Here is a 7,737-nt window from a genome sequence, read left to right on the forward strand (position 1 = left end):
CCGAACATGTCGGTGACGCCATTGGCGGCCAGGGTCTCGACAAAGGCTTCCGACGGGGTCATCTCCTGCGGGCCGGTCGTGGTGGCGCCAGCTTGGGTGCCTGCGGCGAGGGTTTCGGGAAGATGTTCGCTCATGGTGTGGTGTCTCCGGTCTTCGATCAAAACGGAACCAAATGTTCCGAAAAGTGTTCGTGGATCGAAATGTAGGATGAGACTAAGCGATGGTCAATAAGAAAATCCGATAAACGGAATGCTGTGTACCTAAAAACGGTAGTAAATACCCTTTAAAGTGACGTAAATTCAACCTGCGCGCCCATGTGGACCCACAGTTGGTCCCCGCTGGCTCTAACCCGGCGGCGGGCCGCTTTCTACCATACGGTTACACCTTGCCCAGCGCTGCTTGCCAAAGCGCCTGGTGCACGCCGCGACGACTCGCCAAAGCGCAGAGCGCCGCTAAGAAAGGAGAGGACGCAAAGACGTCCCAACCAGACGGAGACACTGGCATGCCTCATGCTTATCACCTCTTCCTCCTCGAGCAGGCACCGCCCTGGTGCCGGGCTTTCCCTGCCGGCGGTCTTCGCCACAGCACACCACACCGTTCATCTTGAGGAGGTTCATCATGCGTTGGTTCAAGCAGCTTGCAGCAAGCGTGGTACTGGCGGCCGTCGTCGCCCCGGGCGCCTACGCGCAGACCAAGGAAGTTGTCATCGCCTACCAGGATATGGTGGTGCCATGGCGCTATGCGCAGGACATGAAGGAAGTCGAGAAGCAGACCGGCTACAAGGTCTCGTTCCGCCAGTTCGGCGGCGGTGGCGACGTGATCCGCGCCATGGCGTCGGGCCAGATCGCCATCGGCGAAGCCGGTACCTCGCCGATTGCCTCGGCGTTGTCGCAGGGGCTGGACGTGGAGCTGTTCTGGATCCTTGACGATATCAACGCGGCCGAGGCCATGGTGGCGCGCAACGGCAGCAATATCAACAGCGTGGCAGACCTCAAAGGCAAGCGGGTGGGCGTGCCTTTTGTCTCCACCACGCACTACCACACGCTGGTGGCGCTGGAGCAGGCCAAGATCAATCCCAAGGACGTCAAGATCATGAACATGCGGCCGCCCGAAGTGGCCGCGGCCTGGGAGCGCGGCGACATCGACGCCACCTTTATCTGGGACCCGGTGCTGGCCAAGCTCAAGCAAACGGGCAAGGTCCTGGTGACCTCCGGCAAGATCGCCGCCGAGACCGGCAAGGCCACCTTCGACGGCATGATCGCCAACAAGAAGTTCGCGCGGGAGAACCCCGAGTTCATGGTCAAGTTCGTCAAGATCCTGGCCGCCGCGGATGACAAGTATCGCCAGGACAAGGCGGCGTGGACCCCGGAGTCGCCGATGGTGAAGGCGGTGGCCAAGGTCTCGGGCGCCAAGCCCGAGGCGGTGCCGGCCAGCATGGCGCTGTACGGTTTCCCCACGCTGGAGGAGCAAGCCTCGCCCCGCTGGCTGGGCGGCGGCGCGGCCAAGGCGCTGCAATCGGCGGCGCAATTCCTGAAGGAGCAGGGCACGATCCAGACCGTGTTGCCGGACTACGGCTCGGGTGTGAATGCGGAGTGGGTGAAGCGCGCCCTCGCCACCAGGACGCCGGCCTGATTTGCCGGTGCCGCGCGGCGGGCGACGCTGGCCGCGCGGCCTTGAATCCTCTTTTCAGGAAGTTTGCAGCTATGGCCAAACTCGAAATCGACAACCTGAGCGTTAACTACGGCGGCCGCGGTGGCGCCGATACGCTGGCCCTGTCGCAAGTCAATCTCACCATGGAGCGCGGCGATTTCGTGGTCGCGCTCGGTGCTTCCGGGTGCGGCAAGACGACCTTGCTCTCGTGCATCGCCGGTTTCATGCAACCCTCGGAAGGCGAGATCCGCCTCGATGGCAAATCCGTGCACGGCCCGGGTGCCGAGCGCGGTGTCGTGTTCCAAAAGCATGCATTGATGCCCTGGCTCAATGTGCTGGACAACGTGGCGCTGGGCCTGAGGCTGCGCGGCGTGCCGCGCGCCGAGCGCCTGCGCATCGCCCAGGAGAAGCTGGCGCTGGTCGGCCTGGAGAAAGTGGCGGCCAAGCCGGTCTACCAGCTCTCTGGCGGCATGCAGCAGCGCGTTGGCATTGCCCGTACGCTTGCCAACGATCCGGCGGTGATGCTGATGGATGAGCCGCTCGGCGCGCTCGACGCGCTCACGCGCGAGACGATCCAGGCGCTGATCCTCAAGCTGTGGGCGGCGGAGCAGAAGATCGTGTTCTTCATCACCCACAGCGTGGAGGAAGCGCTGTTCCTGGCAACGCGGCTGATCGTGATGACGCCCTCGCCGGGCCGCATCGCGCATACCTATGAGCTCCCCTTCGCCCGACGCTTCATTGCCTGCGGCAACGCCCGCGAGGTCAAGGCCGATCCGGAGTTCATCCGGTACCGCGAAGAAATCGTCAACCTGATCCATGCCACGCCCTGAGGAGTCCGACATGTCTGCTTCTGCTCAAAGACTCGAGCCCGCGCCGGGCACCGCCGCCGTGGCCGCCAAGCCGCCCGCGCGCCGCATGAAGGCCGTCTCCGGCTACCGCTTGCCGGGCGAAGGTTCCAGTTCACGCATCTCCACCATCACCGTGGTGTCGCTGCTGGCGCTATGGTGGATCGCCAGCCACCTGCGTTGGCTGCCGCCGCTGTTCCTGCCCACGCCGGAAGCCATCATCAACGCGTTTATCGATGCCTGGAACGGCAATGTGCAAGGCGGCCTGCCGCTGACCGAGCACTTTCGCGCCAGCATGGTGCGCGTGTTTGGCGCCTTTGCGCTGGCCACCGTCACGGCGGTGCCGATCGGCGTGATGATGGGTGTGTCGCGCATTGCGCGCGGCGTCTTTGATCCGCCGATCGAGTTCTATCGCCCGCTGCCGCCGCTGGCCTACCTGCCGCTGATCGTGATCTGGTTCGGCATCGATGAAACGTCCAAGATCCTGCTGATCTTCCTGGCTTGCTTCGCGCCGCTGGCGATGTCCGCGCAGGCCGGCGTGCGCTCGGTCACCATCGAGCAGATCAACGCGGCGTATTCGATGGGCGCCAACCGCTGGCAGGTGATCCGCCATGTCGTGATCCCCGCCGCGCTGCCGGACATCCTGACCGGCATGCGGATTGCCATCGGCTTTGGCTGGACCACGCTGGTTGCGGCGGAGATGGTGGCTGCCACCTCGGGCCTGGGGCAGATGGTGCTCAACGCGTCGAACTTCCTGCGCACGGATGTGGTGATCATGGGCATCGGGCTGATTGGCCTGATTGCCTATACCTTTGACCTTCTGATGCGCAAGACGGAGAAGTGGCTGGTGCCCTGGAAGGGGAGGATGTAAAGCCTGTGGCCGGCCGGGCGGCGGCACGCGCCGCCCGGCTCCTGCCGCTTTAGCCGTGCCCGCAACCCGATCGGCCGGTCACGCGGCCAGCTGGAACGCGCGCTCTGCGATACCAGCGACACCGGGGCGAATAGCGAATACCCCGCCGGCCAGTGGCTGCTCGGCTTGCACCGACGCATCAGCCGGGCGAATCGACGTGACGAACAAGGTCTTCATGTCGGCGCCGCCAAAGGCGCACATCGCCGGCTTTTTCACGGGAAGCGCGATGCTGCGGTCCAGGCGCCCCTCTGGCGTAAAGCGGTGCACGACCCCTGCGTCATTCCCGCAGATCCAGTAGCAGCCATCGACGTCTACCGCAGCGCCGTCCGGGCGCCCCGGATATTGCCGCATGTCGATCCACAGGCGCCGCCGGTTGGCCACGCCGTGCGCGACATCGTAGTCGAACGCCCAGATCGCCTGCGCATCAGGATGCGAGTCCGACAGGTACATCGTCCGTCCGTCGGGCGACCATGCCATCCCGTTGGGAACGATCAGTCCCTCGATCTGCTGCTGCAGGCCACGCGCGTCGAAGCGATACACCGAGCCAATCGATTGCGCCGGATGCATGTCGAGGTGCATGGTGCCCGCCCAGAACCGGCCTTGCCGATCACACCGGCCGTCGTTGAATCGCATGGATGGGGCAGGGTGAGCGACGCTGGCGAGCCTGCGGCCGGCCATGCTGCCATCGGGCTGTGGCTGCAGGTGGAACAGGCCGCTCTGCATGCCGGCGACAAAGCCACCGGCGCTTGCGGGGGCGATGCACCCTGCCATTTCGGGCAATCGCCAGGTACGGATTGCCGCGTTAGCGGAGCGCCATTCGAACAGCGTCCGGGCGGGGATGTCCGACCAGTACAGGCATTGCGTCTGCGTATCCCAGAACGGGCTTTCGCCGACCGCATTGCGGACGTCGGCAATCAGGTCGATGGATGAGTCAGTGATCATGATCTATCGGCTTGAACATCATGGCCGGAGCGGCTTCTTGATTTTAGTATGCGCCTCAGGCTGCTCTTTGTGTTACGTTGTCATACAACATATTATAAGGAGATCCGAGAGTCAGTGCGAGAGATTTTCGGGTGCCTTGGATTTAACAGAGTGTTAACCCTGGATATCTGATATCTCGCTTGTTTTGAAGTCACCTAAGTCATAGGATGACGTATGAGTTTGGCGCCGAAACAGGTCACGCGAAACCGCACCTTCCAGATAGGACCCACCGTATGAAAGCCAACATCCTGCAGCTGAACCCGATCCTCATCCCTGCCATCAACGACAAGCTGGATTCGCTCTACACCATGCACCGCTTGTTCGAGCAAACCGACAAGGATGCCTATCTGCGCGAGCACGGGCCCACGATCCGCGCGGTCATCACCGGCGGCCACACCGGCATTACCAAGGCGATGATGGCGCAACTGCCCGCGCTTGCGGTGGTGGCGGTCAACGGTGTCGGCACCGACGCGGTCGACCTCGAATATGCCCGCGCGCGCGGCCTGCCGGTGACCGGGACGTTCGGGGCGCTGACCGAGGACGTCGCGGATCTCGCCGTGGGCCTGTTGATCGCCACGTGCCGTGGCATCTGCCCGGGCGACCGGCTTATCCGCGCCGGCGACTGGGTCCGCCATCCGCAGCCAAGCGCTATCCCGCTGGCCCGCCGCGTCAGCGGCATGCGCGTGGGCATCGTCGGCATGGGCCGCGTGGGCCGGGCCATCGCGGCGCGCATGACGGCGTTCGGTTGCCCCGTCGCCTACACCGACCTCAAGGCGATGGATGACGTTCCCCACACTTTCGTGCCCGACCTCGTGGCACTGGCCTGCCAGAGCGATGCGCTGATTCTTGCCGCCGCCGCGGACAAGGCGGAGGGCATCGTCAATGCCGAGGTGCTCGACGCGCTTGGCAAGGATGGCTACCTGATCAACATCGCGCGCGGCCGGCTGGTCAAGGAAGACGACCTGGTCGCGGCGCTGACATCCGGGCGCATCGCCGGCGCCGGGCTGGATGTCTTCGTCGATGAGCCGAACGTGCCGCAAGCCCTGTTCGCGCTGGACAACGTCACGCTGCAGGCGCACCGCGCCAGCGCCACGCACCAGACGCGGGCCGCCATGGGGGAGATGGTCCTGGCAAGCATTGCCCAGGCGCTGGCCGGGCAACGGCCCGAGTTCAGCCTCACGACCTGAGCGCTGGCAGCCCCGTTACTTCGCCCGGAAGTTGAGAATCAGAATGAGAGGAGACAAGATGCAGATCCAATATCTGGCGGCAATGGCCGTGAGCGTGACCGTGCTGGCGTCCGGCATGGCCGGCGCGCAGTCCTATCCGGCCAAGCCGGTCACCATCGTGATCGGTTCCAGCCCCGGCAGCACCACGGATGGCCTGGCCCGCGCAATGGGTGCCCAGATCACCAAAGAGACGGGCCAGCCGGTCATCGTCGACAGCCGCCCGGGCGCATTTGGCGGCATCGCGGCGCAGCTCGTCGCGCGCTCGGCGCCCGATGGCTACACCCTGTTCATGACCACCAACACCACGCAGGCGGCCAATCCACACCTGGTGAAGAACCTGCCCTACAACCCCATCAAGGACTTTGCGCCGATCGGCCAGGTGGTCCAGGGCTACATGGTGATGGTGGTGAACCCCAACGTGAAGGCCGCGAACGTGCCCGAGTTCATCGCCCTGGCCAAGAAGGAGCCGGGCAAGCTGACCTTCGGCTCCGGCTCATCATCGGCGCGGGTCGCCACCGAGCAATTCCAGCACATGACCGGGACGAAACTCACGTACGTTCCCTACAAGGCCAATCCGGCCGCCGTGATCGACCTTGTGGCCGGACAGACCGACGTGATGATCGTCGACCTGACCACCAGCCTGCCGCAGGTCAAGGCCGGCAAGCTGCGCGCGCTCGGCGTCAGCAGCCCGCAGCGCTCGCCGCTGCTGCCCAACGTGCCGACCATCGCGGAGCAAGGCGTGAAGGGCTATGAGTCCGGTTACTGGAACGGGCTGTACGCCCCGGCAGGCACGCCGGCGCCGATCATCAACCGGCTCAATGCGCTGATGCGCAATGCCATGGCGACCGAATCCATCCGCCATTTCGTGACGGAGAATGGCATGGAGGTCAAGGTGTCGTCGCCGGAGGAGCTGGCTAAATTCCAGCTTGCCGAGCTCGCTCGCTGGGGCGCGATCATCAAGACGGCAGGCATCCAGCCTGAATAGCGGCGACGCGCAGGGGCTGGATGCAAAACGGGCGCTCAGAACGTAGCGGCCAGCTCCCTCGCCGTTTCCTGCAGGCGCGGCACGAACTCCAGCGAGCGTGACAATGGCGAGCGTGCCGTAGGCGCATGCACCGCCAGCGCCGCCACCACCTGCCCGCGCTCGTCGCGCACCGGCACGGCCACGCAGGAGATCCCCGCCACGAACTCTTCGTTGTCCACGCCAAGCTGCTTGTGCGCGCTGCGGTCCAGCTCGGCTTCAAGCAATTCCACATTGGTGACCGTGTTGGGCGTAAAGCGCTCCAGCGGCAGCTGCCGCACCAGGGCGGCGCGCTGCTCGCGCGGCAGCAGCGATAGCAGCAGCTTGCCGCTGGCCGAGCAGTGCAGCGGCACGCGCGAGCCCGGCTTCAGGTCCAGCCGCAGCGGCCAAGGCGCTTCCATGCGGTCCAGGTACAGCACCGAGGTTTCGTGCAGCATGGTCAGGTTGACCGTTTCGCCGATGTCCGCCACCAGCCGCGCCAGGATGGCATGGCGCAACTGCCGCGTACCCGAATGCGTGACGATGGCCACGCCAAGGCGCGACAGGCGCGGCCCCACGGCATAGGCATTGCGCGCGCCCGGCTCGCGGATCACCAGGCCGCCGGCCTCCAGCGCGCCAAGCATGCGGTGCAGCGAAGCCTTGGGCGCTTCGAAACCCTGCATGATTTCCGCCAGCGACAAGGGGCGGTCGGCCGCAACCAGGAATTCGAGCAGGGCGAAGGCGCGCAGCGTGGGGGTGTCGCGGTCCGCCGCTGCCGCGTCGGCAGCCATGCTCGTGACCGGCGCCGCGGCGTCAGGTTCTTCCAGGCGCAGGGACGCCTTCGCGCGCGCGGGTTTTGCCAGCTTGTTCTTGGGGGCCTCGGAAGGCGCTTTTTTGGGTGCCGCTACTGTTGCCGATTTCAATTCGGACTCCGTTCCGGAAAACGAGACGATTTGATTGTACTTCCGGAGCGGTATTCGCCACTAGCGGCGTATCAGGGCGTAATCCAGTTTTGCCCCGGTGGCTTGCACTTAAGGTCAAAGGCAACGGCAGTTTCACCACCCCTGCGGGGCGGCGACCTACTTTCTTGTCTTGCCAAGAAAGTAGGCAAAGAAGGCGCGCCGG

7 protein-coding genes are annotated in these 7,737 nt (G+C 64.9%); 5 read left to right on the plus strand and 2 right to left on the minus strand.

Going from position 1 to position 7,737, the window contains the following annotated elements; all coding sequences use genetic code 11:
• Positions 1-618 precede the first annotated feature (618 nt).
• The 3 genes from tauA (at position 619) to AC1Q7Q_RS40205 (ending at position 3,366) form a co-directional block, all read left to right on the plus strand.
• Positions 619-1,632 carry a taurine ABC transporter substrate-binding protein gene (tauA, locus tag AC1Q7Q_RS40195; protein WP_150986971.1) on the plus strand — a complete coding sequence of 338 codons (1,014 nt, stop codon included), beginning with the start codon at positions 619-621 and terminating at the stop codon, positions 1,630-1,632.
• Between the two features lie 71 nt (positions 1,633-1,703).
• Positions 1,704-2,480, plus strand: coding sequence for a taurine ABC transporter ATP-binding protein (locus tag AC1Q7Q_RS40200; protein ID WP_150986972.1), 777 nt, complete (start codon positions 1,704-1,706; stop codon positions 2,478-2,480).
• 10 nt (positions 2,481-2,490) lie between these two features.
• On the plus strand, positions 2,491-3,366 hold the full coding sequence (locus AC1Q7Q_RS40205) for an ABC transporter permease subunit (RefSeq protein ID WP_150986973.1): 876 nt from the start codon (positions 2,491-2,493) through the stop codon (positions 3,364-3,366).
• Positions 3,367-3,444: 78 nt separating this feature from the next.
• Here the strand turns inward: AC1Q7Q_RS40205 and AC1Q7Q_RS40210 are convergent, their stop codons facing one another.
• A complete protein-coding gene (locus AC1Q7Q_RS40210) occupies positions 3,445-4,347 on the minus strand; it encodes an SMP-30/gluconolactonase/LRE family protein (protein WP_492376741.1) in 903 nt (300 codons plus the stop codon).
• A gap of 272 nt (positions 4,348-4,619) precedes the next feature.
• On the opposite strand from AC1Q7Q_RS40210, the gene AC1Q7Q_RS40215 reads away from it, so the two are divergent.
• The gene (locus AC1Q7Q_RS40215; RefSeq protein ID WP_492376742.1) at positions 4,620-5,573 is read left to right on the plus strand and encodes a 2-hydroxyacid dehydrogenase; all 954 of its coding nucleotides are present in this window, start codon (positions 4,620-4,622) and stop codon (positions 5,571-5,573) included.
• A 58-nt stretch (positions 5,574-5,631) separates the two neighbouring features.
• Positions 5,632-6,597, plus strand: a complete 966-nt coding sequence (locus AC1Q7Q_RS40220; protein WP_492376743.1) for a Bug family tripartite tricarboxylate transporter substrate binding protein — start codon at positions 5,632-5,634, stop codon at positions 6,595-6,597.
• 35 nt (positions 6,598-6,632) lie between these two features.
• On the opposite strand, the gene AC1Q7Q_RS40225 is transcribed toward AC1Q7Q_RS40220, so the two are convergent.
• Positions 6,633-7,403 carry an IclR family transcriptional regulator gene (locus tag AC1Q7Q_RS40225; RefSeq protein WP_043356347.1) on the minus strand — a complete coding sequence of 257 codons (771 nt, stop codon included), beginning with the start codon at positions 7,401-7,403 and terminating at the stop codon, positions 6,633-6,635.
• Positions 7,404-7,737: the final 334 nt, after the last annotated feature.

The sequence above is a fragment of the Cupriavidus sp. GW823-FHT07A04 genome (assembly GCF_058794615.1).

Excerpts from the sequence above, each read along its gene's own strand:
- AC1Q7Q_RS40205 (WP_150986973.1), top strand. The coding sequence starts at position 2,491 with ATGTCTGCTTCTGCTCAAAGACTCGAGCCCGCGCCGGGCACCGCCGCC.
- AC1Q7Q_RS40200 (WP_150986972.1), top strand. The coding sequence starts at position 1,704 with ATGGCCAAACTCGAAATCGACAACCTGAGCGTTAACTACGGCGGCCGC.
- AC1Q7Q_RS40215 (WP_492376742.1), top strand. The coding sequence starts at position 4,620 with ATGAAAGCCAACATCCTGCAGCTGAACCCGATCCTCATCCCTGCCATC.
- AC1Q7Q_RS40210 (WP_492376741.1), bottom strand. The coding sequence starts at position 4,347 with ATGATCACTGACTCATCCATCGACCTGATTGCCGACGTCCGCAATGCG.
- tauA (WP_150986971.1), top strand. The coding sequence starts at position 619 with ATGCGTTGGTTCAAGCAGCTTGCAGCAAGCGTGGTACTGGCGGCCGTC.
- AC1Q7Q_RS40225 (WP_043356347.1), bottom strand. The coding sequence starts at position 7,403 with ATGGCTGCCGACGCGGCAGCGGCGGACCGCGACACCCCCACGCTGCGC.
- AC1Q7Q_RS40220 (WP_492376743.1), top strand. The coding sequence starts at position 5,632 with ATGCAGATCCAATATCTGGCGGCAATGGCCGTGAGCGTGACCGTGCTG.